The following is a 22,602-nucleotide window of genomic DNA, read 5'->3' as shown; positions in this document are numbered from 1 at the left end:
TGGTATGCGGCACACCCCCAATCCGGATCGGCGCCGACCTCCAACCCGTAGCAGCTGCCGCAGGCGGCGTCCGGCCCCCACACGCTGTTCAACCATAGTCACCTACCTATTTTCCCGGCAGCGCTCTATGATGGAGCCCAGTCTTTTAGCCCTTGCGATGCCCCATGGCCAATTCTGCTTTTTTCTGCGCGCTGTCCCACGAAGGCGTCCTCGCCGTACGCGGCTCCGATGCCGGCAAGTTCCTGCAGGGTCAATTGACCTGCAATATCAACTACCTCACCGAGCAGTACGCCAGCCTGGGCGCGCGTTGCACCCAGAAGGGCCGCATGCAGTCCAGCTTCCGCATCCTGCTGCAAGGCGATGGCGTGCTGCTGGCCATGGCCCGCGAGCTGGTGGAGCCGCAACTGGCGGACCTGAAGAAGTACGCGGTGTTCTCCAAGTCCAAGCTCACCGACGAAAGTGACGCCTGGGTGCGCTTCGGCCTGGTCGACGGCCAGCCGGCACTGGCGGCCCTGGGCCTGGAACTGGGCGAGGAGAGCAACGTCGCCGCACGGCACGAGGCACTGGTTGCCGTGCGCGTGTCGCCCCAGCGTGCCGAGCTGTGGGTGCCAACCGAGCAGGCCGAAGCCGTGCGCCAGAAGCTTGCGCAGCACTTGCCCCAGGGCGAGCTGAACGCTTGGCTGCTGGGCCAGGTGCGCGCCGGTATCGCCCAGGTGATGCCGGAAACCCGCGAGACGTTCATTCCGCAGATGCTCAACCTGCAGGCCGTGGGCGGCGTCAGCTTCAAGAAAGGCTGCTACACAGGCCAGGAAATTGTTGCGCGCATGCAGTACCTGGGCAAGCTCAAGCGTCGGCTCTACCGCCTGTCACTGACCGACGGCCAGCCGCCGGCGCCAGGCACCGCATTGTTCTCGCCCAACCACGCCAGCGCCGTGGGCGAAGTGGCCCTGGCGGCCGCTGCCGAGCTAGGCGTGGAGCTGCTGGCCGTGCTGCAGGCCGACGCCGTGGAAGACGGCAACCTGCACCTGGGCAGCCCGGAAGGCCCGCGCCTGAGCCTGCTGGACCTGCCATATGAACTGGATCGCGACCGCGAGATCCAACGCTAGGCTACATTGCCCCGCCCCCGCGACCGCGTCCAGGAAGTCCCCATGAGCGAGCTGGCCGAGACAGTCCAAGAGCATTTGCTGACGGCCATCGCCAACGATGACCTGGTGCTGCCGACCCTGCCCGAAGTGGCCTTGCAGATCCGCGAGGCCGCCGAGGACGTCGATATCAGCATTCCCGCCCTGGGCAAGGTCATCGGCCGCGACCCGGCGTTGGCGGCGCGGCTGATCAAGGTGGTCAATAGCCCGATGCTGCGCGCCACCCAGGAAGTCACCGACCTGACCGGCGCCATCAACCGCCTGGGCATCAACTACAGCAGCAACCTGGCCATTGGCCTGGTGATCGAGCAGATCTTCAACGCCCGCGCACCCGTGGTGCAGGCCAAGCTGCATGAGGTGTGGAAGGCCAGCCTGGAAGTGGCCGGCATCAGCTACGAGCTGTGCCGCCGCTACACCCGGCTCAAGCCGGACCAGGCGGCGCTGGCCGGGCTGGTGCACCAGATCGGCGTGCTGCCGATTCTCACCTACGCCGAAGAACACAATGAGCTGCTGGCCGACCCGGTGTGCCTGAACCACGTCATCGAGCGCATCCAGCCGGTGCTGGGCAGCAAGATCCTCGCCGAGTGGGAATTTTCCCAGGCGCTGGTGCAGGTGCCGGGCGAATACCTCGACCTCAACCGCCCCAGCGTTCAGCTGGACTACACGGGGCTGATCCAGATCGCCCGGCTGCTGCGCCAGCACGACGTCCATCGCCTGCCAGACCTGGCGGCCTACCAGCACCTGGGCTTGGGCGACGAAGTGCCGCTGGACAGGCTCGAACTGGACGCAGCGATGGCGATGTTCCGCTAATCGGCGACAAAGCTCACCCGCACCTTCAAGCCGGTCTGCGCGCCATCGTGCAGGCTGATCTGCGCCCGGTGGGCCTTGCAGATCTCGCCGACGATCGCCAGGCCCAAGCCCGAGCCCTTGGCGCTGCGCCGGTAGAAACGCTCGAACACCTTGCCCCGCTCGCCCTCGGGAATACCCGGCCCGTCGTCTTCGACTTCCAGCACGGCCGGGGCGCTGACCCGCAAGATCACGTTGCCGCCCACCGGCGTGTGCGCCAGGGCATTGTCCAGCAGGTTGCTGAGCAGCTCGTTGAGCAGCGTCGGCTCGCCGCGCAGCCACACCGGCTGCTCGGCCTCCAACGCCAGGGCCACGCCACGGGCATGGGCCAGGGGCGCCATGGCCATGCCCAGTTCGCGGGCCACCTGGCTCAGGTCCAGGCGCTGGGCGCCGCCCTCGGCGATGGCGCGGGCGCCGTTCTCCACCCGCGCCATGGACAGCAGCTGGTTGGCCAGGTGGGTCAGGCGGTCGGCGTCCTGGCCGGCGGCGTCCAGGGTCTGGCGCCACACCTCGCCCTGCTCGGCCCGCTGGCCCAGGGCAATGCGCGCCTTCAGCGCTGCCAGCGGCGTGCGCAGCTCGTGGGCGGCGTCGGCGATAAACTGCGCCTGGCGCTCGAACTGCCCGCGCAGGCGTTCGGTGAAGTGGTTGAGCGAGGCCACCAGCGGCACCAGTTCGCGCTGCACGCTGACCTCTGGCAGCGGCCGCAGGTCATCAGGCTGGCGTGCTTCAACCTCGGCGCGCAAGCGTTCCAGCGGGCGTAGCGCGGCGCTGACCGCGTACCACACCAGCATCAGCGCGCCCAGGCCCAGCATGCCCAGGCGCAGCAGCGTGTCGGCCATCAGCCCGCGGGCCATGCGGATGCGCGCCTCCTCGGTCTCGGCCACGCGGATCTCGGCCATGCCGTTCATCTCCGGCTCGCTGACCGCCTTGAGCAGGCTGACCACGCGCACGTCCTGGCCCAGGTAGCGGCCGTTATAGAAACGCGCCAGCGCCGGGTAGTCGTCGGTGCGCGGCGTGCCCGGCGGCGGCGCCGGCAGGTTTTCGTAGCCCGAGATCAGCTGCTGGTGAATGTCGTTGACCTGGTAGTAGATGCGCCCGGCGCTGTCGTAGGCGAAGGTGTCCAGTGCCACGTAGGGCACGTCGGCGCTCAGGCTGCCGTCGCGCTGGGACAGCCCGGCAGCGATGGTCCGCGCCGACGCCAGCAGGGTGCGGTCGTAGGCGGTGTCGGCGGCCTCGCGGCCGTTCCAGTAGGCGCTCAGGCCGCTGGCGAGCATCAGCACCACCAGCAACAGCGCCAGGTTCCACAGCAGCCGCCCGCGCAGGCTGTCGAGCTTACGCATCACGACCTTCGAGCAGGTAGCCCAGGCCGCGGAAGGTGACGATGGCCACGGCCTGGCCATCGAGTTTCTTGCGCAGGCGGTGCACGTAGATCTCGATGGCGTCGGCGCTGGCCTCCTCGTCCAGGCCGAACACCTGGGCCGCCAGCTGTTCCTTGCTCATCACCCGCCCCGGCCGGGCGATCAGGGCTTCGAGCACGGCCTGCTCGCGGGAGGTCAGGGTCAGCAACTCATCGCCGAGGGTGAAGCGCCGGGTCTCCAAGTCATAGACCAACGCGCCGCAGCGTTGCTGGCGCTCGCCACCCAGCACGCTGCGGCGCAACAGCGCCTTGACCCGCGCCTCCAGCTCGCTGAGCTCGAAGGGCTTGGCCAGGTAGTCGTCGGCGCCCAGGTTCAGGCCGTGGACGCGGTCCTTGACGTCGCTGCGCGCGGTCAGCATCAGCACCGGCAAGTGCTTGCCCCGCCCGCGCAGGCGCGCCAGCACCTCGAAACCGTCCATGCGCGGCAGGCCGACGTCGAGCACGGCCAGGGCGTACTCCTCGCTGCCCAGCGCCAGGTCGGCGGCCACGCCGTCGTGCAGCACATCCACCGTCAGGCCGGTATGCTTGAGCGCCTGGGCCACGCTTTCGGCCAGCGGCAGGTGGTCTTCGGCAAGTAGGACGCGCATGGTCAGGTATCTCTTGTTGTAGGTATCGACGCGGCAGTGTACGCCCCGATCCACGGCTGTGAAGGGCCGCGTAGGGCAATTTTCGGCTGAAAGGTTGGCGAAAGGTTGAGCCCCTAGGATCGAGCCACGACAGGTCCGCCATGGGCCTGCCGCGCAAGACGCCACGATGCGTTTTCGCCATAACAAGAACAAGAACTGGAGACATCACATGAGCCCTACCCTGCGCCAGCTGGCCCTGGCCGCCAGCTGCCTGTTGCTGGCCAACACGGCGTTAGCCGCCGAACCCAAACGCCCCGAATGCATTGCCCCGGCCTCCCCTGGCGGCGGTTTCGACCTGACCTGCAAGCTGGTGCAAAGCGCCCTGGTCAACGAGAAAATCCTCACCAAACCCATGCGCGTCACCTACATGCCTGGCGGCGTGGGCGCCGTGGCCTATAACGCCGTGGTAGCCCAGCGCCCGGCCGATGGCGGCTCGCTGGTGGCCTGGTCCAGCGGCTCGCTGCTGAACCTGGCCCAAGGCAAGTTCGGTCGTTTTGACGAACACGCAGTGCGCTGGCTGGCCGCGGTGGGCACCAGCTACGGTGCCATAGCGGTGAAGAGCGATTCGCCCTACAAGAACCTCGACGACCTGGTGCAGGCGCTGAAAAAAGAGCCCGGCAAGGTAGTGATCGGTGCCAGCGGCACGGTCGGCAGCCAGGACTGGATGCAGACTGCGCTGATTGCCAAGGCCGCCGGCATCAACCCGCGCCAGCTGCGCTACGTGGCCCTGGAAGGCGGCGGTGAAATCGCCACCGCCTTGCTGGGCGGGCACATTCAGGTGGGCAGTACGGACATTTCCGACTCCATGCCGCACATCCAGAGCGGCGACATGCGCATGCTGGCGGTGTTTGCCGACAAGCGCATCGACGAGCCGGGCATGAAGGACATCCCCACCGCTCGCGAGCAAGGCTACGACATCGTCTGGCCAGTGGTGCGCGGCTTCTACCTGGGGCCGAAGGTCAGCGATGCCGAATACGACTGGTGGAAAACGGCGTTCGACCAGATGCTGGCGTCCGACGACTTCGCCACGTTGCGCACCCAGCGCGCGCTGTTCCCCTTCGCCATGACCGGCGCCGAGCTGGACAACTACGTGAAGAAACAGGTCACCGAGTACAAGACCCTGGCCCAGGAATTCGGCCTGGTGCAGTGACCTGCGGCCTGCCTCGTCCCGAGGCAGCCCCCCTCTCGCCAAGGAGTTTCGACCATGGCCCTGCAACGACTGTTTGCCATTGCCCTGCTGCTGGCCTGCGCCGCGCTGGCGGTGATGGCCTGGCCCTACCAGGCCGCTTTTTCCTACGAACCCGTGGGCCCGCGCGCCTACCCGCTGCTGATGCTGGGCCTGATGGCCGCAGCCCTGCTGTACATGGCCGTGCGCCCCAGCGCCATCATCCACAGCGACGAGGCACCGCCACTGGACCGCGCCACCCTGGGCAAGATCGGCGCCTGCGTGGTGCTATTGCTGGTGTTCGCCGGCACCTTCGAACCCCTGGGTTTCATTCTTGCCAGTGTGCTGACCGGCATCCCCATGGCCCGCCTGTACGGCGGCCGCTGGCTGCCCAGCACCGTGGTGGTGAGCCTGATGAGCGTGGCCCTGTACCTGCTGTTCGACAAGGCCATGGACGTCCCCCTGCCCCTGGGCCTGCTCGACGTACTGGAGAACTGACATGGATACCTTCAGCTACCTGGGCCAGGGCTTCGGCGTGGCCCTGAGCCCCTACAACCTGGTCACTGCCCTGTGCGGCACGCTGATCGGCACCGTGGTCGGCCTGCTGCCGGGCCTGGGGCCGATCAACGGCGTGGCGCTGTTGATCCCCATTGCCTTCGCCCTGGGTTTGCCACCCGAGTCGGCGCTGATCCTGCTGGCAGCGGTGTACCTGGGTTGCGAATATGGCGGGCGCATCAGCTCGATCCTGCTCAACATCCCCGGCGAAGCCTCGACGGTGATGACCACCCTCGACGGCTACCCCATGGCCCGCCAGGGCCTGGCCGGGGTGGCGCTGTCGCTGTCGGCCTGGAGTTCGTTCATCGGCGCGTTCATCGCCACCTGCGGCATGGTGCTGTTCGCGCCGCTGCTGGCGCAATGGGCCATTGCCTTCGGGCCCGCCGAATACTTCGTGCTGATGGTGTTCGCCATCGTCTGCCTGGGCGGCATGGCCGGCGACCGGCCGTTGAAGACCTTCATTGCCGCGCTGATCGGCCTGTTCCTGGCCTGCGTGGGCATCGACGCCAACAGCGGCGTGTACCGTTTCACCGGGGACAACGTGCACCTGGCCGACGGCATCCAGTTCGTGGTGCTGGTGCTGGGGCTGTTCTCGGTCAGCGAGATTCTGCTGTTGCTGGAGAAGACCCACCGCGGCCAGGAGGCGGTGAAGGCCACCGGGCGCATGATGTTCAACCTCAAGGAAGCGGCCTCGGTGTTCGTGGTGAACATTCGCTGCGGCCTGCTGGGCTTCGTGATGGGCGTGCTGCCCGGTGCCGGCGCCACCCTGGCCAGCGCCGTGGCCTACATGACCGAGAAGCGCATGGCCGGCGCCAGCGGCAACTTCGGCCAGGGCGACAAGCGCGGCCTGGCGGCGCCGGAAACCGCCATCGGCGCCTCGGCCTGTGGCGCCCTGGTGCCGATGCTGACCCTGGGCGTGCCCGGCTCAGGCACAACGGCGGTGATGATCGGCGCCCTGTCGCTGTACAACATCACCCCCGGGCCGCTGCTGTTCCAGCAGCAGCCGGACATCGTCTGGGGGCTGATTGCCTCGCTGTTCATCGCCAATATCATGCTGGTAATCCTCAACATCCCGATGATCCGAATTTTCACGCGCATCCTCGCGGTGCCCAACTGGGCGCTGGTGCCGGTCATCGCGATCATCACCGGTATCGGCGTGTACGCGGTGCATGCCACCACCTTCGACCTGTTCCTGATGGTGGGCATCGGTATCTTCGGCTATATCCTGCGCAAGCTGGACTTCCCGCTGTCGCCGGTGCTGCTGGGGTTCATCCTGGGCGGGCTGATGGAGCAGAACCTGCGGCGCGCGCTGTCGATCTCGAACGGGGCGCTGAATATCCTGTGGTCCAGCCCGATTACTGCCGGCGTGTGGGTGCTGACGGCACTGATGCTGCTGTTGCCGTTGCTGCGCCTGTGGCGCAAGCGCACGGTGTCGGCTGTCGCCTAGACCGCGTTGCCCGCATCGCGGCCAAGGCTGGCTCCTACACCGTCCGCGGTAGGAGCCGGCCTTGGCCGCGATGGCATCACACGGGCGGCAACTGCCAGTCAATCGGCGCCAGGCCGCTCTGCTGCAGGAACTTGTTGGTTCGGCTGAAATGCCCATTGCCGATAAAACCGCGGTAGGCCGACAGCGGCGACGGGTGCACCGAGGTCAGCACCAGGTGCTTGCTGCTGTCGATCAGCTTCTGCTTGCTCTGGGCATGGGCGCCCCATAGCAGGAACACCACGCTCGACTGCTGGTCGCTGACGGTCTGGATGATGCGGTCGGTGAACGACTCCCAGCCCTTCTTCGCATGCGACGCGGCGTTGGCGCGCTCCACGGTCATGGTGGTGTTGAGCAGCAGCACGCCCTGCTCGGCCCAGTGCTGCAGGCAGCCATGGGGCGCGATGTCGATGTTCAGGTCGCGCTTCAATTCCTTGTAGATATTCACCAGCGACGGCGGCGTGGCAATGCCCGGCTGCACCGAGAAGCACAGGCCGTGGGCCTGGCCCGGGCCGTGGTACGGGTCCTGGCCGAGGATGACCACCTTCACCTGCGGGAGCGGCGTCAGGTTCAGCGCGTTGAAGATCAGCGGGCCGGGCGGGTAGATTTCCTTGCCGGCGGCGTGTTCCTGGCGCAGGAACTCACGCAGCTGGTTCATGTACGGCTGGTCGAATTCGTCACGCAGGGCGTGTTTCCAGCTGGGTTCGAGTTTGATGCGGTCGTCGGTGGTCATGGGCATAGCCTGGCAAACAATGGGGCGGACACTAGGAAAGCCGCCCCTGATTGTCAATCAATGTAACCGGAGACTGACGCCGTGCCGACGGCGGGCCATACTGCTGAATTGGACACTGCCCCATTCGCGTCACTCAAGAGGTCAGGATGAATCTGCAATTCGAAGAGCTTGTCGGCGTCGACGGCGCGCGCCTTGGCGTGGCCACCCTGGACGCCGAAAAATCCCTCAACGCGTTGTCGCTGCCCATGGTCGAGGCCCTCAACGACCAGCTGGAACGCTGGGAAAAGGACGATCAGATTGTCTGCGTGCTGCTGCGCGGCAACGGTGCCAAGGCCTTCTGCGCCGGCGGCGACGTGCGCAGCCTGGTGCAGGCGTGCCGCGCCCACCCCGGCGAGGTGCCGCCGCTGGCCGCGCACTTCTTCGCTGGCGAATACCGCCTGGACTACCGCCTGCACACCTTCCCCAAGCCGCTGATCTGCTGGGGCCATGGCTATGTGCTGGGCGGCGGCCTGGGCCTACTGCAGGGTGCCAATATCCGCATCGTCACCCCCAGCAGCCGCCTGGCCATGCCGGAAATCAGCATCGGCCTGTACCCGGACGTGGGCGCCAGCTGGTTCCTGTCGCGGCTGCCCGGCAAGCTGGGGCTGTTCCTGGGCCTGACCGGCTCGCACATCAACGGCCGCGACGCCCTCGACCTGGATTTGGCCGACCGCTTCCTGCGCGACGACCAGCAACCCGCTCTGATCGAGGGGCTGTTGCAGCTCAACTGGCAGGAACAGACCGCCGTGCAGCTCAACAGCCTGCTCAAGGCGCTGCAGCAGGAAGCGCTGGGCGAGTTGCCCGAAGCCCAGTGGCTGCCGCGGCGCACGCGCATCGACAGCCTGCTGGACACAAGCGACGTGGCCGGCGCCTGGCGCGCGCTGGTGCACCAGCGCCACAGCGACGACGTGCTGCTGGCCAAGGCGGCGCACACGCTTGAGGAGGGCTGCCCGTTGACCGCACACCTGGTGTGGGAGCAGATCCAGCGGGCGCGCTACCTGTCCCTGGCCCAGGTGTTCCAGATGGAGTACACCCTGAGCCTGAACTGCTGCCGCCACCCCGAGTTCAGCGAGGGCGTGCGTGCGCGGCTGATCGACAAGGACCAGAAGCCGCGTTGGCACTGGCCCGACGTCGCCAGCATCCCGCAAGCGGTGGTGGACGCGCATTTCAGCAAGGCGTGGGAAGGCCGGCATCCGCTGGCCGATTTGTCTGATTACTGAACTTCAGCGGCAGCTACACCACACCGTAGCCGCTGCCGTAGGCTGCGCTGCCCATCAGGGCCGCTGAAGATCTCCAGCGTCTGTATGGGCCAGCGCAGCCTGGCGGCAGCGGCTACAGTGTTTCGCGCCCTTCCAGTGCGCCATTAGCGCCGCCCAGGCCCACCAAACCCGCCGTGGTCGCCATGGTCACCATGCCCTTGCCAGTTGCCCCGGCCAGGGCCGCGGCCTGGTGGTGGGCCAGGTGGCGGCCGGTGGCCGTTCCAGCCCGGCCCACCCCAGCCAGGGCCGGGCCCTGGGCGGTAGTAATGAGGCGGCGGTGCGTAATAACGCGGCGAGCGCACGTAGTAACCGGAGTTGTAGTACGTCGACCCGTAGGGGTAGTAGCCGTAGGGATATGCACCACCGGCATACACGTCGGTACGGTAATAGGCTGGCCCCTCGTAAGGTGCACAGGCAGTGGTCAACAGACCCAGCAACACTAGCAGCAGAAGTCTCGTTTTCATGGCGGCCTCCCGGACCGCTGGACAGCTCGAACCAGCGACGCTGGTCGGCGCCGAGCAAAATATAGCGATCGGCATAGATTAAGACAGGCGAAACCCGACTCAGTGCCATCACGGAAATAATTTGCTACAACATCGAAACACTCCCAATTGCCGTCTCGTACTTTAGGCCAGCATTTCCCGCGCGGCCTCGCTTTCCCCTAGAATGCCGCACCGGTCTACAGCCAATGGATTTGCTATGCCGCCCCGCCTTGCCTCGCTGTCCCAGCGCTCGTTGATCCTGACCCTGGTGGTGCTGCTTGCCAGCGGCTTCGTGCTGACCTCGCTGTTGAGTTACTACGCCTCGCGCAGCTCGATCCGCGACAACATCGTCAACACCGAGCTGCCCCTGACCAGCGACACGGTGTACTCCGAAATCCAGAAGGACCTGGTGCGCCCGGTGCTGATCTCCTCGATGATGTCGCGCGACACCTTCATGCGCGACTGGGTGCTGGCCGGCGAGCGCGACCCGCAGCAGATGACCCGCTACCTGCAGGAGGTGATGAGCCACTACGGCGCCTACACCGCCTTCTTCGTCTCCAACGCCAGCCTCACCTACTACCAGGCCAAGGGCGTGCTGAAGAAGGTGCAGCCCCATGAGCCCCGCGACGCCTGGTACTTCCGCGTGCGCGACATGGCCACGCCCTACGAGATCAACGTCGACGTCGACATGGCCAACCACGACGCGCTGACCATCTTCATCAACTACAAGGTGTTCGACTACCAGGACCGCTTCATCGGGGCGGCCGGCGTGGGCCTGCAGGTGAACGCCGTGGTCAAGCTGATCGAGGACTACGAGCAGCGCTACCAGCGCCGGGTGTACTTCGTCGACCGCCAGGGCCAGGTGGTGCTCACCGGCACCCACGGCGGCCCCCAGGGCGCCCGCAGCGGCCAGGCCCTGGGCGCCGTGCCAGGGCTGGAGCAGCTGCTGGCGCAGATGCCCCTGCCCAGCAGCGGCAACCACGAATACCTGGCCGACGGCGCCCGGCACTTCCTCAACGTGCGCTTCATTCCCGAGCTGGACTGGTACCTGTTCGTCGACAAGCGCGAGGACAACGCCCTGGGCGACATCCGCCAGTCGCTGTACCTGAACCTGATGATCTGCCTGCTGGTGACCGCCCTGGTGCTGGCCCTGCTCAAGCGCGTGATCGGCCGCTACCAGCAGCGCCTGGAGCTGCTGGCCACCTGCGACACCCTGACCGGCCTGCCCAACCGCCGCGGCTTCGACCTGCTGGCCACCCAGGCCATCAGCGAGGCCATGCGCGACACCCAGCCACTGGCGGCGCTGCTGCTGGACCTGGACCACTTCAAGCAACTCAACGACAGCCACGGCCACCTGGCCGGCGACGAAGTGCTCAAGGGCTTCGCCCAGGTGTTGCGCGCCAGCCTGCGCCATTCCGACATCCTCTGCCGCTGGGGCGGCGAGGAGTTCATCGTACTGCTGCGCGCCACCCCAGGCGCCGATGCCCTGCAGATCGCCGAGAAGATTCGTCGGCACACCGAGGAATACGCCTTCCCCTACGGCGACAAATCGCTGAAAATCACCACCAGCGTTGGCGTGACCGGGCTGCAGTTGGACGACACCCTGCACACCCTGCTCAACCGCGCCGACCATGCGCTCTATCGCGCCAAACAGAGCGGACGCAATTGCGTGCGCAGCGAGTTGCCCCAATCCTGTCATGAATGATGTCAGCCTGTGCCCGGCCTGTGGCGCCCCCAACGCCTGCAACCTGGCCGACCCGCGCACCGCTACCCAGCCCTGCTGGTGCTACGGCGTGAGCATCGACCCCAGCGTACTCGCCGCCCTGCCTGCGGCCCTGCGCGACAAGGCCTGCCTGTGCCCGCGTTGCGCCCAGGTGCTGGACCAACTGCCGCCCCAAGGGCCTGCATGCGCCTCGACCGCTTCCTGAGCAACCTGCCGCAGCTCAACCGCAAGCAGGTACGCCTGCTGCTGGTGGAACGGCGCGTGCGCGTCGATGGCGTGGCCACGGGCGACCCGCATCATGAGGTGCGCGAGTTCAGCCAGGTGACGCTCGACGACCAGGTGCTGCAAGCCGGGCGCCCAGCGCGCTACTTCATGCTGCATAAGCCCATGGGCTGCGTCAGTGCCACGGTCGACCCGCAGCACCCCACGGTGCTCGACCTGCTGCATGAGCCGGACAAGCACGACCTGCACCTGGCCGGCCGCCTGGACTACAACACCTCGGGGCTGATGCTGATCACCAACGACGGCCAGTGGTCCCGCCGCCTGACCCAGCCGCAGACGAAACTGGGCAAGGTGTACTACGTTGAAACCGAGCAACTCATCGACGCGCAGTACATCGAGACCTTCGCCCGCGGAATTTATTTTGCCTTCGAAGACCTGACCACCCAGCCGGCCAAATTGGAGCTGCTGGGGCCGCGCAGTGCTCGTCTGACCATCGTCGAGGGACGGTACCACCAGGTGAAGCGAATGTTCGGTCACTTTCAAAACAAGGTGTTACGGCTACATCGTGAGCAAATGGGTCCGCTAACCCTTGATCCAGAGCTGTCGCCGGGCCAGTACCGGGCGCTGAGCGCTGAAGAGATTCAGCAAATCTAGGCGTCTTACCGCCCGGCAGAAACCTCACTGACATTGTGCCAACGGTACTTGCGCAGACGTCATCGGCCTGCTTGAATCCAATCGTCGGTCCACATGTGACTCGGCAGTCACCACCATATTCTAAGAAACCTTTTTGCTGGCAACCGGCCGCTTCCATCGGGCCGCGAACTGGCAGATCGCCCGCTTATAACAATACCCGTCGACCAGATTGTACGGATCGACATGGGCAAAAAATTCCCAGGCAATTGCCTACCTGTCACAAATTGCGTGCAGAGTCTTGCGTGCAGAGTCGCTTGCGCGAGTACCCGTTTCTTTTGCCAGGAGTCTTACGACATGAGGCCAGAAATCGCTGTGCTGGATATACAGGGTCAGTATCGGGTTTACACGGAGTTCTATCGCGCGGATGCCGCTGAAAAGACCATCATCTTGGTCAATGGGTCGCTGGCCACTACCGCGTCATTCGCCCAGACAGTGCGCAATCTGCATCCTCAGTTCAACGTAGTGCTGTACGACCAGCCCTACGCCGGTAAATCCAAGCCCCACAACGTGCACCACCGTGCACTGACAAAGGAAGAGGAAGGCCAGATCCTGGTGGAGCTGATCGACCACTTCAACGCTGAACACGTGATGTCCTTCTCCTGGGGCGGCGCCTGCGCGCTGCTGGCCTTGGCCCACCAGCCAAAGCGCATCGAGAAGGCCGTGATCAGCTCGTTCTCCCCGGTGCTCAATGCCTCGATGCGCGACTACCTGGAACGCGGCGTCCATTACCTGGGCCGTTGCGACCGCCACAAGGTCGGGCACCTGGTCAACGACACCATCGGCAAGCACCTGCCGTCGTTGTTCAAGCGCTTCAACTACCGGCACGTCAGCAGCCTGGACGACCATGAGTACGCGCAGATGCATTTCCACATCAGCGAGGTACTGCAACACGACCTGGGCAACGCCTTGCACGCCGCGGCCAAGATCAACGTGCCGGTGCTGTTCATGAACGGTGAATGGGACGAATACACCACTGCCCATGAGGCACGGCATTTCGCCCAGCACGTGGCGCGGACCGAGTTTGCCACCATCCAGAGCACCGGGCACTTCCTTGACATGGAACACAAGGCAGCCTGCCGCGACACCCGCCTGGCCCTGATGGACTTCCTCAAGCCCAACCCGCAGGCAAACCGTGTTCGCTACCGCCCGTTCGACGGTCACCATGCGCTGGCCATCTGAACGCCTGGCCAGCCGACCGCTGTGCTTGCTGCTCGACGCCCGATAACCTGGCAAAGAAGCGTGGCAACCACGGCGGCCGGCCGGCAAATTCCGCCTCGGGCGGATAAAAGGCTTCAATTGACCGGCGAGTTCTGGTAAAAAGTGAACCGCGTTCAGCGGGTGTCGTATAATGGCATTACTCCAGCTTCCCAAGCTGATAACGAGGGTTCGATTCCCTTCACCCGCTCCAGCTTCTTCTGCTTCGTAGATCGTCCTGGTTTACGGAGCGCGGCCACTAGGCTGCTTTATCCTTCCCTCCTCATGTTACCAGTGACGTCCAACCTCGCGGCGCTGCGCTCTGACGCGCGAACGATGCCTTTGCTTGGGCCTCGTGCATGCAATGGATACCATTGTCATAGGTGGTTCAGGAAAGGTGATTATTGGTGACACGCACACACCGTGCGCATTCATCCCGCCAGAGCCAATATACGATGGATGAAGAACGGGAGGAGTTTTCCATTGGCACATCTTCTGAGCGAGCCAAGGTTGAAGGCGGTTCGAGTTGCGCTGTCGGACCTGTTCAATGATTTTCCGGTGAATTACGCAAGCATTGCTGAAACAGTAAAGGATATAGATCCAAACCTACTATACGAAATTCTATTTTCAGAGGTTGCGCCGGTATGCTATCCAAATATTGCTGGAGCGGTGCCGACGGTCTGGACAGGCTTTGACCCTGAATCTTTAAACATGATGATCGCGGAGAGGCTGGCTGCGAGAAGGGACAGATGGGCTCGCAGGCAGTTCGACAAAATGCTCATTGCTTGGTTGAAGTATGACTATAACCACCTCTGGAAGAGCCTGCATGCGGAACTCCTCAACACTAGCCCATAGCTCCACCCCCCCCAATATGCAGCCAAGCCCAAAATCATTGCTGGCCCTGTGTAGCGGTAAGTAAGTGGCGAGCACGCGCCTACACACGTATACGGTCTTGAATGATGGTGCCCCATAAGGGTTCGACTTCCTTCACCCGCTCCAGCATTCTCCACGGTTCGCTGCTCGTCCTGAGCCAGTGAAACCGTTCAAGGCAAGCGTCAGCCCTGCTGCTGATGCAGCCTGATACTCCCCCCCAGATATTCGAACACCCGTAGCCGCTGCCGTCAGGCTGCGCTGGCGTTCGTGTGCGCTGAAGATTTTCGACCCATCTTGCACAGAGTAAAGGTGATCAAATTCAGCCCGCCATCCGGCTTTCACGCTCCACCACCCACGCCAACGGCACCGTCAGCAACAACATCGCCGCCAACGTCATCACCGCCGCCGGTATCCCGGTCGCGTCCCCCAACCGCCCGAACAGCACCGGCGCCAGCGCGCCCGCGCCGATGGTGCCGGTGTAGAACAGCGCGAAGGCCTGTTCGCGCTTGCCGGCACCGGCAAGCTCAGGCACGGCGCCGTACAGCACCGATGAAGTCCCGTTGAGCGCCAGCCCCAGCAACGGCAGCAGCGCCATCAGGGCGAACTGCGGCAGGAACACCGCGAGCACGATCAGCACCGCGGTAGTGGTCTCGGTGAGCCACACGGTCTTCATCATGCCGATGCGCGCGCCCAAATAGCCGCAGAGCAGCTTGCCGAAGGCACCACCGATGAACAACAGCATCAGCGCCAGGCCGATGCCGGCGCTACCCGCGCCCTTGCCTTGCAGCAGGAACGGCAGGAAGGTCAGGAAGCCCATGCGCACGGCGCTGTCGAGGGTCCCGGTCGCCAGCAATGCGCGCAGGCCGGTTACCGAACCTTCGCCAGCAGCCGCCTTCGGGTTTTTTCCAGCGTGGAGCGCAGCCACTGCTTGCGAGGGAATCAGCCACCACAGCAGCACGGCGGCACTCATACCCAGCAGGCCGATAAGGGTGGCGCTGGCGCGCCAGCTGATCACTGTCAGCAACAGCCCTACCAGGCCGGGGATCAGGGTCTTGCCGATATCGCCGGCAAAGTTGTACTGCGACAGCGCCTGCTTCACGCCTCCGCCCGCTTCATGGCTGTCGGTCACCAACGATGACGCCAGCGGGTGCTGGGCGCTGGCACCCAGCCCACCGACCATCAGCGCAACCAGCAACACCGCCAGGCCACCGGCCTGGCCAACCAGCAGGTACGCCAGCCCGGCCAACGCCGTGCCGCCCACCAGCAACCGCTCCCGGCCCCAACGCCGGGCCGCGCGGCTGGCCAGCAGTTGCAGACCGGCCATGGTCCCCGAGTAAGCGCCGCGCAAGAGCCCCACCTGGGCCAGGCTCAAGCCAAATTGCGCCTGCCAGATGGGCAGCAGCACATAAATGAGATCGGTGAGACCGTCGTGTACGGCATGAGCGCCGCACGCGGCGAACAGCGAACGCCGGCGCAGGATTTGATCAGTACCAATGGGGGAAGCGGCGGCAAGGGGATCATTGAGTGCAGTCATTGTAGGTCTTGGCGCTGGAGGATTGGTCGAGGGCTACGCATCTTTATAAGCCAATCCCGAATCTGCGCACAAATACCCATTCCATCTAGCCGACTTTCACTGGAGATCGGTGAAAAAACGTCCCTAGCGCCGCCTGCGGCAACGGCTACACTGCCATCAATGCAAAAAAATTGTCGGCAATGGATCCACCCACACATTAACAGAACGATTACACACGCCGCAGGTCGTACCGATAATGACCCCCAAGCTGCCCTATGGAACAAGGAGCTCGGCATGACGGACCAGCTGCTGCAACCCGTGCTGTTGGACAAGCTGTATGAAAACCAGTTGGCGATCGCCGCCGCAGTAGAGGAACTGGCCCTGTGGGTCGAGGTGCGCTGGGAGGCGGAGGATATCGCCGAGAACGTGCGCAGCGCCCTGGAAACCCTGGACCGCAACGCCGACTACATCAACCGCACCATCGCCACGTTGCGCAGGGACCGCCAGGATTTGTAGGCGCTGCCAGGCGGCGCTGGCCCCTGCAGCTCACTCATTCGCGGAGCGTTCCGTTTGCCAGCCACAGTGGCGACTTCTCGAAACTACAGGAATGACAACTCCGTTCTGCGGGGCGGTGAACTCCGGAGGCAATGTTTTTTTAGGTGGAGGAGTTGTCAGCGCGAGATCAGAAAGGTATCGCCCTCTCCGGCGCTTTATATCGGACACAGCGCGCCCCCGTAGCAGCGGCCGTAGGCCGCGTCCCGGCGCAACACAGGCCCGCCGCCGGACGCAGCCTTCGGCAGCTGCTACGCGAATACGGAGACCCCATAGACCGCGATGCAGACGACGCCATTTCAAGACAGTTGCTGCTGCGTGCGATCGCTGGGTCAGGGTGAGTCAGTAGCCGTTCGCCTGGAGAATCTCCGGCACGCTGCGGCTGGCCGGGCGGTGGTAGAACTTGAGCAACTCGCTGCTGCGGTTGGTGAAGATGCCGTCCACGCCCGCGGCCATGACTTTCTGGTAATCCACCGGGTCATCCACGGTGTACACGTGCACCAGCATGCCCTTGGCGTGGGTGAGCTGGTTCATCCAGGGTTGCACCAGGTCCATGTAGCTCTGGTCGCCGCCCTGGGTCAGGGCCGCCGAGGGGCCGGTGCCGACTGCGCCGTTGGCCTTGGCGAAGTCCAGCCACTGTTCGAAGGCCACGTGGTCGCGTGGTTGCTGGCGGGCGTAGTAGGCGGCCTTGGTTTCGCCACTGGCGGGGTTGTAGGCCGCTGGCGAGGCGGGGTCGATGCTGCCCTCGCCTACCCATAGCAGCAACACTTTCGGCACCTTGGGCATGAACTGGTTGAGCAGGGTCAGGCTGCCTTTCTCGAAGGTCTGCAGCACTACCCGGTGGCCCGGCGCCACCTCGCCGGCAGCGGTCAGCCAGCCGCGCTGGATCAGTTTGGCGGTGAGTTCCTTTTCGATGCCGGGGAACAGCAGCGGCGCCTTGGTCTCGATGTACAGCCCCGGGCGGTGTGCCGCGTCCTGGTCGGCCAGGTCGATGATCTCATCCAGGGTCAGGATTTTCAGGCCCGCGTAGGCTGGGCGGGCGCGATCGGGATAGGCCTTGTTGTACCAGCTGCCGGCATCCAGGGTTTTCAGCTGCGCCAGGGTGAACTGGTTGACGGGCTGGTCTTTCTGCTCGGGGAATTTCGTCGCGATGTCGGTGGTGCGCCCCAGATTGGTGTCATGCAGGGCAATCAACTGGCCGTCGCGGGTGCGTTGCAGGTCCATCTCCAGGTAGTCGGCGCCCAGCTCGCGAGCCAGCAGGTAGGAGGCGCGAGTGGACTCCGGCGCGTCATAGGAGGCGCCGCGATGGGCGATCACGGCCGGCCAGGGAATGCCGGCAGCCTTGGCCAGTGCCTCGCCCGTGGGCACTTGCGCCTGGGCCACGGCAGCGGCGGTCATGAGTAAAGCGGTGGTCAACCAACGTAACGACATGGGTGCTTCCTGCATGGGCAAAAGAGACCAGCATAGTCGGCGACGAACATGACAAGACGGTTTCCCCGCCCGCACCCCATGGTACAGTCGCGCCCTGTAACCGATCCCGAGCAAGACGCACGCCATGGAACTCGACGCTTTCGACGCCAGCCTGGGCCAATGGCCGCAGCTGCCTTTTCACTGCACCGGCCTGTTGCTGGGCAACGGCGCCAGCCGTGCCCTGTGGCGCAACTTTGCCTACGACTCGCTGTTCGAGCGCGCGCAGAAAGTGCGCAACAAGCCCCTGGGGCAGACCGACCTGGCGCTGTTCAAGTCCATGGGCACCGAGAACTTCGAGCAGGTGCTCAGCGCCCTCAACACCACGGTGCGGGTCAACGCCGCGCTGGCCATCAGCGCCTCGGCGCCGCTGAACCGCTACTACGCGATCAAGGAAGCGCTGATTCACGCCATGCGCAGCGCCCACATCCCGTTCCGCCTGCTGCCGGGCGAACACTTGCAGGCGATGGCCCGCCACCTGCGTGAATACGCCACGGTGTACTCGAGCAACTACGACCTGCTGCTGACCTGGGCGGTGGAACAGGCGCCCGAGGGCTTCGACGAGCTGTTCGACGTGGACCAGGGCTTTGACGTGCGCCGCGTGCGCAGCGACGCCACCCGCGTGCTGCACCTGCACGGCGGCCTGCACCTGATTCGCCAGGTGGACGGCACCACGCGCAAGCGCAACGCGGTGGGCAGCGCCCTGCTGGATGGCTTCGCCATCAACCAGCCTGGCGAGGTGCCGCTGTTCGTCAACGAAGGCCGTCGCGAAGACAAGCTGCGTGCCATTCGCCAGTCCGACTACTTGAGCTGGTGCCACGCGCAACTGGCCCAGCACCAGGGCCCGTTGTGCCTGTTCGGCCACAGCCTGGGCGAGCAGGACCGCTACCTGCTGGAGGCCATCGAACAGGCCGGCGTGCAGCAGCTGGCGGTGTCGATCTTCCCGCTGAGCGATGCCTGGATTCTCAGCCAGAAACACTACTTCACCACCCTGTTCGCCGGCCGCGAGGTGCAGTTCTTCGACGCCACCAGCCACCCGCTGGGCGCGCCGGCGCTGAACGTGCCAGTGCCAAAGCCGGCAGTGAAGCGCAAGCGCTAGGCTGGTGTAGCAGCGGCCGCCAGGCCGCGTCACTGGCAACTGGGACGCAGCCTTCGGCAGCTGCTACAGGGGTGGCAGGCCGGCTCGCAGCAGGTCCAGCGCCGGTGGTTCGGGCAGCAGTTGCCAGTCGCTGTCGCGCAGCTGTTCCGGCAGGACATGGCGCAGGCTCAGCACTTGGCCGTGGGGCAAGGTTACCAGGGTGTGCTCGCCACTGCGGGTGAACGCCGGACGGCTGCCCTCGGCACAGCCACTGAGCAGCAGGCGATCCTGCCCCGGCTCGAAGTCCAGCAGCGTATCGCCCTCCCCGGCCCGCGCTTGAATCACGAAGCGATCGCGCCCCGCGCCGCCACTGAGCGTGTCGTGGCCAGGCCCGCCGTCCAGCCAGTCATCCCCGGCACCGCCCTGCAGTTGATCATCGGCGTGACCGCCGAGCAGCGCGTTGGCTGCCCCATTGCCGATCAGCAGGTCGGCGTAATCGCCACCGATCAGGTGCTCCAGCTCGCCGGGGTTGTCCAGGCGCACGGCCTGCCCCGCCAAGCGCGCCTCGCCGCGACTCAAATCGATAACGGAAGCGCTGCTGATAGCCGCCGCGTTGAGGGTGTCGATGCCACCGTTCACGTCCCGCAGACTCTTGCGTGCAGGGGCCTGCAACGTAGCCAACTCGTTGGTGTACACGTAGTGATCATTGCCGTTGTCCTGGCGCCCGAACAGGTTCAGGCGCCAACTGTGCAGCACCCCGGTGCTGCCCTGGGCCAGGTCGGTGATGTGCAGCCGCCACTCGCCCGTCGCCGGTTCGCCACGCAGGCGTGCCGTGCTGAAGATGAAGTCCAGGCGCTGCTTGCGGTGGAAGCGCAGGTCGCCGGCATGGGCGCCATCGGCCGGCGGCTTGCCAGGCCGGTCCATCAACACCGAACGGGTGCCCGACGGTGAGACCAGCACCAGTTGCAGGTCCCCGGGCCGCTGGTGCGTCAGCTTGACCTCGACCAGCGCGTGCTCGACGCGCAGGCGCGCGTCCGCCAACGGCATGGCATAGCTCAGGCCGCCAGGGTCGTTGTCGGGAATGGCGAACTCGCCGCTGCGGCTGGCCAGCGGCTGCTCCAGCAGCGCCTCGTTGGCGAACCGCTGCCGCGCCGGCCAGTCCTGGGCCAGGCGCACGGCGGCCTGGGCGTCGACCTCGCCGTAGCCGTAGTCGTGGCTGACGTGCATGCCGCCGCCGTTCCACTGGCGGCTGGCGTTGTACTGCCAGTCGGTGGACGGGTCGCGCACCTGGCGGGCGGTCAGCGCGAGGATGTCCTGCACATCGCGATAGCCCAGGCGCGGGTTGGCCTGCAGCATCAGCGCCACGATGCCGCTGACAATCGGCGCCGCCAGGCTGGTGCCGGCCTGGGGCACTCCCACCCGGGTAAACACGCCCACCCCCTGTGCGCTCACCAGCAGGTTGGCGCCGGGGCTGGAGAAGCCCGGCGCCGCGCACGGCTGGCTGCGCGGCGGCGGGCAGGTGGCGGCGACCATGATGTTGCCGCGCATGTTGCTCAGGCTGGCGTAGTTGGCGTTGCCACCGGCCTGGCGGTCGTTGCCGGCGCTCATCACGATCACCGTGCCCAGCCCGTCGCGGCCTTCGCTCAATGCCCGCCGGTACTGCACCGGCACCGCGCCAATGGCCGGCACCTGCAGCACCGGCTCGAAACGCCCGATGGCGCCCCAGCTGAGGTTGGCCACATCGTAGCTTTTCAGCTTGGCCAGGGTTTCCAGCTGCCCGCCCACCCAGTGGCCACCAATCGTCGCCTGGGGCGCCACGCCCACGGTGCCCTGGCTGTTGCGCGCGGCCACCATCACCGCAGCCACGCTGCTGGCGTGCTGGGCATGGCGGTCGGGGCTGGCCTTGTTTCCCCACAGCCAGGGCACACTGTTGGCCTGCCACTGCGGGTCGACGTTAGGCAGCAGGTCTTCATCGTGGTAGGCGAAGGCTTTCTTGTGCGCCTTGCCGTGCGCCTCGAACTGGCCGATGCGCACGCCCTGGCCGCTGTAGCGCGCCCACACCCCAGGCACGTTGCTCTGGTGCAGGTAGGTTTGCAGCGGGTAGTCGGGGTCGCTGGGCGGCTCTTGCGCCCAAACCTGGCCTGCGCCGCAGCAAAGCGCCGCCAGGAAGTAAATGCCATTGCCCATGTGAGCACCTCGCCCGTGGAAAAAGGGCGAGTGTCGAGGGGTATGAAGGGGCTGCCTATCCGACATCAAGCCTCGGACGGCAAAAAAGAACCGTCCTACGCTGGCGTCGGAAACGCTGGCTTCAGATCAGGCCGTCGGCCTTGAGCAGGGTTTCCAGGCAATGCTCCTGGATGGCGTAGAACGCCTTCAGCGCCTCGATCTTTTCCAGCAGCGCACGCGGGTCCTGGGGCTCGGCGCGCTTCACCGCCAGGATCATCTTGTTCTTGTTGGTGTGCTCCAGCGAGATGAACTCGAACACCTTGGTGTCGTAGCCGCAGGCTTCCAGATACAGGGCACGCAGGCTGTCGGTGACCATCTCGGCCTGCTGGCCCAGGTGCAGGCCGTATTGCAGCATGGGCTTGAGCAGGCCAGGGCTCTGGATCTGCAGGCGGATCTGCTTGTGGCAGCACGGCGAGCACATGATGATGGCCGCGCCGGTGCGGATGCCGGTGTGAATGGCGTAGTCGGTGGCGATGTCACAGGCGTGCAGGGCGATCATCACGTCGATGGCGCTGGGCACCACGGTGCGCACGTCGCCATGCTCGAACACCAGGCCGGGGTGTTCCAGGCGCGCCGCGGCGGTGTTGCACAGGGTGACCATGTCTTCACGCAGCTCCACGCCCGTCACCTGCCCCTCGCGGCCCAGGGTGTTGCGCAGGTAGTCGTGGATGGCGAAGGTCAGGTAGCCCTTGCCCGAGCCGAAGTCAGCCACGCGCACCGGCTGGTTTGCCGGGATCGGCGCGCCGGCGAAGGCGTGGGAAAACACCTCGATGAACTTGTTGATCTGCTTCCATTTGCGCGACATGGCCGGAATCAGTTCGTGCTGCTTGTTGGTGACCCCCAAGTCCACCAGGAACGGTCGGCTCAGTTCCAGGTAGCGTTTCTTCTCGCGGTCATGCTCGGCCGAGGCCGCCTGGCGCGGCTGCTGCGCGGCGTTGCGGTGCAGCATGGGCTTGTTCTTCTTGCTGAACTCCAGCTGCACCTCGTCGGAGAGGGTCAGCAGGTGCGCGTTCTTGAAGCTGGCAGGCAGCAGGTCGGCGATCAGCGCCAGGGCTTCGTCCAGCGCCAGGTTCTTGGTGATGTCGCGGGTCTGGTAGCGGTAGACGAACGACAGGCAGGCCTGCTCCTTCACCGTCACCGGCTTGATGATGACCCGCTGCAACTGCGCCTCGGCGCCCACGTGCCGGGCCAGCACCAGCTTGACCAGGGCGTTCTGCTCAAGGCTTGCGCCCAGCAGGTCGAGGAAGGTGGCGCGCGGGTCGGTCGCGGTCTTGGGGCTGGCAGCAGGGGCGGACATCGGAAAAGCCTGGGAAG

Annotated in this window: 21 protein-coding genes and 1 tRNA gene; 14 read left to right on the top strand and 8 right to left on the bottom strand. The window is 65.5% G+C overall.

The features are described 5' to 3' along the window. Positions 1 to 164: 164 nt before the first annotated feature. Together ygfZ and AC0Z2B_RS24190 are read left to right on the top strand one after the other, a co-directional pair. Complete coding sequence (ygfZ, locus tag AC0Z2B_RS24195; protein WP_476299947.1) at positions 165 to 1,106, top strand: CAF17-like 4Fe-4S cluster assembly/insertion protein YgfZ; 942 nt, start codon at positions 165 to 167, stop codon at positions 1,104 to 1,106. 42 nt (positions 1,107 to 1,148) lie between these two features. Next, positions 1,149 to 1,952, top strand: coding sequence for an HDOD domain-containing protein (locus tag AC0Z2B_RS24190; protein WP_476299944.1), 804 nt, complete (start codon positions 1,149 to 1,151; stop codon positions 1,950 to 1,952). Here AC0Z2B_RS24190 and AC0Z2B_RS24185 read toward each other — a convergent pair. Further along, positions 1,949 to 3,328, bottom strand: a complete 1,380-nt coding sequence (locus AC0Z2B_RS24185; RefSeq protein ID WP_416426630.1) for a sensor histidine kinase — start codon at positions 3,326 to 3,328, stop codon at positions 1,949 to 1,951. The two genes, AC0Z2B_RS24190 and AC0Z2B_RS24185, sit on opposite strands and share 4 nt — an antisense overlap. Continuing rightward, positions 3,321 to 3,992, bottom strand: a complete 672-nt coding sequence (locus AC0Z2B_RS24180; RefSeq protein WP_416426632.1) for a response regulator — start codon at positions 3,990 to 3,992, stop codon at positions 3,321 to 3,323. Before AC0Z2B_RS24180 ends, AC0Z2B_RS24185 begins: the two co-directional genes overlap by 8 nt. 208 nt (positions 3,993 to 4,200) lie before the next feature. Here AC0Z2B_RS24180 and AC0Z2B_RS24175 point away from each other — a divergent pair, with 208 nt between their 5' ends. The 3 genes from AC0Z2B_RS24175 to AC0Z2B_RS24165 are packed head-to-tail and all read left to right on the top strand — an operon-like array spanning position 4,201 to position 7,198. After that, a complete protein-coding gene (locus AC0Z2B_RS24175; protein WP_476299941.1) occupies positions 4,201 to 5,181 on the top strand; it encodes a Bug family tripartite tricarboxylate transporter substrate binding protein in 981 nt (326 codons plus the stop codon). A gap of 54 nt (positions 5,182 to 5,235) precedes the next feature. Further along, a complete protein-coding gene (locus tag AC0Z2B_RS24170; RefSeq protein ID WP_476299939.1) occupies positions 5,236 to 5,694 on the top strand; it encodes a tripartite tricarboxylate transporter TctB family protein in 459 nt (152 codons plus the stop codon). Between the two features lies 1 nt (position 5,695). Then, positions 5,696 to 7,198, top strand: a complete 1,503-nt coding sequence (locus AC0Z2B_RS24165; RefSeq protein WP_476299936.1) for a tripartite tricarboxylate transporter permease — start codon at positions 5,696 to 5,698, stop codon at positions 7,196 to 7,198. A 76-nt stretch (positions 7,199 to 7,274) separates the two neighbouring features. Here AC0Z2B_RS24165 and ung read toward each other — a convergent pair whose 3' ends face one another. After that, positions 7,275 to 7,967 carry a uracil-DNA glycosylase gene (ung, locus tag AC0Z2B_RS24160; RefSeq protein ID WP_416426640.1) on the bottom strand — a complete coding sequence of 231 codons (693 nt, stop codon included), beginning with the start codon at positions 7,965 to 7,967 and terminating at the stop codon, positions 7,275 to 7,277. 146 nt (positions 7,968 to 8,113) lie between these two features. Between ung and AC0Z2B_RS24155 the strand changes: the two genes are divergently transcribed. Then, entirely contained in the window at positions 8,114 to 9,226 is a 1,113-nt protein-coding gene (locus AC0Z2B_RS24155) for a 3-hydroxyisobutyryl-CoA hydrolase (RefSeq protein WP_473004353.1), read from the top strand. 143 nt (positions 9,227 to 9,369) lie between these two features. On the opposite strand, the gene AC0Z2B_RS24150 is transcribed toward AC0Z2B_RS24155, so the two are convergent. Continuing rightward, on the bottom strand, positions 9,370 to 9,729 hold the full coding sequence (locus AC0Z2B_RS24150; protein WP_473004354.1) for a hypothetical protein: 360 nt from the start codon (positions 9,727 to 9,729) through the stop codon (positions 9,370 to 9,372). 235 nt (positions 9,730 to 9,964) lie between these two features. Between AC0Z2B_RS24150 and AC0Z2B_RS24145 the strand changes: the two genes are divergently transcribed. From AC0Z2B_RS24145 to AC0Z2B_RS24120, 6 genes are all read left to right on the top strand, one after another. Further along, positions 9,965 to 11,452 carry a sensor domain-containing diguanylate cyclase gene (locus AC0Z2B_RS24145; protein WP_476299934.1) on the top strand — a complete coding sequence of 496 codons (1,488 nt, stop codon included), beginning with the start codon at positions 9,965 to 9,967 and terminating at the stop codon, positions 11,450 to 11,452. After that, a complete protein-coding gene (locus AC0Z2B_RS24140; protein ID WP_476299932.1) occupies positions 11,445 to 11,675 on the top strand; it encodes a cysteine-rich CWC family protein in 231 nt (76 codons plus the stop codon). Before AC0Z2B_RS24145 ends, AC0Z2B_RS24140 begins: the two co-directional genes overlap by 8 nt. Next, positions 11,654 to 12,346: a pseudouridine synthase gene (locus AC0Z2B_RS24135; protein ID WP_476299930.1), complete on the top strand. Its 693-nt coding sequence runs from the start codon at positions 11,654 to 11,656 to the stop codon at positions 12,344 to 12,346. Before AC0Z2B_RS24140 ends, AC0Z2B_RS24135 begins: the two co-directional genes overlap by 22 nt. Before the next feature lie 333 nt (positions 12,347 to 12,679). Further along, positions 12,680 to 13,564 (top strand): alpha/beta fold hydrolase, encoded by an 885-nt coding sequence (locus AC0Z2B_RS24130; RefSeq protein ID WP_476299928.1) that lies wholly within the window; start codon positions 12,680 to 12,682, stop codon positions 13,562 to 13,564. 155 nt (positions 13,565 to 13,719) lie between these two features. After that, positions 13,720 to 13,793, top strand: a tRNA-Gly gene (locus AC0Z2B_RS24125). A gap of 269 nt (positions 13,794 to 14,062) precedes the next feature. Further along, positions 14,063 to 14,434: a DUF7079 family protein gene (locus AC0Z2B_RS24120; protein ID WP_476299926.1), complete on the top strand. Its 372-nt coding sequence runs from the start codon at positions 14,063 to 14,065 to the stop codon at positions 14,432 to 14,434. 337 nt (positions 14,435 to 14,771) lie between these two features. Here AC0Z2B_RS24120 and AC0Z2B_RS24115 read toward each other — a convergent pair whose 3' ends face one another. After that, positions 14,772 to 15,986: an MFS transporter gene (locus AC0Z2B_RS24115; protein ID WP_476299923.1), complete on the bottom strand. Its 1,215-nt coding sequence runs from the start codon at positions 15,984 to 15,986 to the stop codon at positions 14,772 to 14,774. Positions 15,987 to 16,259: 273 nt separating this feature from the next. On the opposite strand from AC0Z2B_RS24115, the gene AC0Z2B_RS24110 reads away from it, so the two are divergent. Further along, on the top strand, positions 16,260 to 16,481 hold the full coding sequence (locus tag AC0Z2B_RS24110) for a hypothetical protein (protein ID WP_476299921.1): 222 nt from the start codon (positions 16,260 to 16,262) through the stop codon (positions 16,479 to 16,481). Between the two features lie 378 nt (positions 16,482 to 16,859). Here AC0Z2B_RS24110 and AC0Z2B_RS24105 read toward each other — a convergent pair whose 3' ends face one another. Beyond that, the gene (locus AC0Z2B_RS24105) at positions 16,860 to 17,948 is read right to left on the bottom strand and encodes a glycerophosphodiester phosphodiesterase (protein ID WP_476299919.1); all 1,089 of its coding nucleotides are present in this window, start codon (positions 17,946 to 17,948) and stop codon (positions 16,860 to 16,862) included. A gap of 124 nt (positions 17,949 to 18,072) precedes the next feature. Here AC0Z2B_RS24105 and AC0Z2B_RS24100 point away from each other — a divergent pair, with 124 nt between their 5' ends. Next, positions 18,073 to 19,083, top strand: a complete 1,011-nt coding sequence (locus AC0Z2B_RS24100; protein WP_476299917.1) for a DUF4917 family protein — start codon at positions 18,073 to 18,075, stop codon at positions 19,081 to 19,083. A 63-nt stretch (positions 19,084 to 19,146) separates the two neighbouring features. Here the strand turns inward: AC0Z2B_RS24100 and AC0Z2B_RS24095 are convergent, their stop codons facing one another. Both AC0Z2B_RS24095 and AC0Z2B_RS24090 read right to left on the bottom strand, forming a co-directional pair. After that, a complete protein-coding gene (locus AC0Z2B_RS24095; RefSeq protein ID WP_476299914.1) occupies positions 19,147 to 21,249 on the bottom strand; it encodes a S8 family serine peptidase in 2,103 nt (700 codons plus the stop codon). Positions 21,250 to 21,370: 121 nt separating this feature from the next. Continuing rightward, on the bottom strand, positions 21,371 to 22,585 hold the full coding sequence (locus AC0Z2B_RS24090; RefSeq protein ID WP_476299912.1) for a class I SAM-dependent methyltransferase: 1,215 nt from the start codon (positions 22,583 to 22,585) through the stop codon (positions 21,371 to 21,373). Positions 22,586 to 22,602: the final 17 nt, after the last annotated feature.

This window comes from Pseudomonas sp. GYB4201 (assembly GCF_056312595.1).
Note: the sequence above shows the minus strand (reverse complement) of the source record. Positions and strands in the feature narration are given on the sequence as shown.